Origin of the sequence: Streptomyces humidus (assembly GCF_014649655.1) — a bacterium.
GTDB classification, from domain to species: Bacteria; Actinomycetota; Actinomycetes; order Streptomycetales; family Streptomycetaceae; genus Streptomyces; species Streptomyces humidus.
Genome location: NZ_BMTL01000129.1, coordinates 1 through 1,413, shown reverse-complemented (window position 1 = coordinate 1,413; position 1,413 = coordinate 1). Strand labels below are relative to the sequence as shown.

Below are 1,413 nucleotides of genomic sequence, written 5' to 3'. Positions count from 1 at the left end.
ACGCCAGATCACACTCACCCGCACGCAACGACTGCACCGCCAGATGCAACGCCACCAACGACGACGAACACGCCGTGTCCACCGTCACCGCAGGACCTTCGAGGCCGAGCACATAGGAGACGCGTCCGGAGACCACTGAGGTGGAGTTGCCGGTCAGCAGGTGGCCTCGCACGTCGTCGGGGATCTCGACGAGACCTGCGCCGTACTCCTGGTTGCTGCATCCGACGAAGACGCCGGCACGACCGCCCCGCGCCGACTCCGGGTCCACGCCGGCGTGTTCGAACGCCTCCCAGGACGCCTCCAGCAGCAGTCGCTGCTGGGGGTCCATCGCGACGGCCTCACGCGGCGAGATCCCGAAGAACGCCGGGTCGAAGTCGCCGGCGTCGAGGACGAAGCCGCCCTCACGGGCGTAGCTGCCGTCCACCCGCCGGGCTTGCGGGTCGTAGAGCGCGTCCGTGTCCCAACCGCGGTCGGTGGGCCAGGCGGATATGGCGTCGGCGCCGTCGGCCAGCAGCTGCCAGTAGTCCTCGGGGGACCGCACCCCGCCGGGGAACCGGCAGCTCATGCCGACGATGGCGATGGGCTCGCCCTCGCGGGCCTCCAGCTCCTGGAGCTGCCGACGTGTCTCGGCCAGGTCGGCCGTGACCCACTTGAGGTAGTCCCGGAGCTTGTCTTCATTCGCCATTGGAACGTGCCCCATACGTCGTAGCGGTAGAAACTGTTCGGCCTGCTGTACGCGAGGGCTCAGGACCGGCCGAGTTCCCGGTTGATGAAGTCGAAGATCTCGTCGTCCGAGGCCGCATCGAGGTGCTGGGTCACGGAGGCTTTGGGATCGCCCTCGCTCTGATCACCCAGCTCGGTCAGCATGCTGCGCAGGCGTGCCTTGGCGAGAGTCCTGACGCGGTTCTCTGGGGAAAGCCTTGAAATCGTGGAGGCCAGCCGGTCGAGCTCGGCGGCGAGGAGGGTCTCCGGGTCCGCTTCCCCGGAGCCGAAGAGTTCGGCGTCGAGGAAGGCCGCCAGATGGCGGGACGTCGGATAGTCGAAGACGAGGGTGCTGGGGAGTTTCAGCCCGGTCTCGGCGGCGAGCCGGTTGCGCAGCTCGACGGCGGTCAGTGAGTCGACGCCGAGTTCCCTGAACGCCTGGGCAGGTCCCACCTCGCCGATGTCGCCGTGTCCCAGTACGTCGGCAGCCCGTCGGCGGACCAGGTCGAGCAGTGCCTGCTCTCGCTCGTCCGCCGGCTGCCCGCCGAGCTTCTCCCGCAGCACGGAGCCTCGTTCGCCCTCCTGCTGCCCGGTGGTCTGCGAGGAGGCGGTGAGGGCGGTGTGTGCTTCGGGGAGTGCGGTCAGCAGCGCGCTGGGACGCACGCTCGTGTACGCGGGAGCGAACCGCCCCCACTCCACGTCCGCCACGAC

At 69.1% G+C, this 1,413-nt stretch carries 2 protein-coding genes; both read right to left on the bottom strand.

All coding sequences use genetic code 11. The features are described 5' to 3' along the window. On the bottom strand, positions 1-685 hold a 685-nt coding region (locus tag IE239_RS41385; protein WP_190154594.1), incomplete at its 3' end, for a beta-ketoacyl synthase N-terminal-like domain-containing protein. 59 nt (positions 686-744) lie between these two features. After that, on the bottom strand, positions 745-1,413 hold a 669-nt coding region (locus IE239_RS41380; RefSeq protein WP_229878827.1), incomplete at its 5' end, for a phosphopantetheine-binding protein.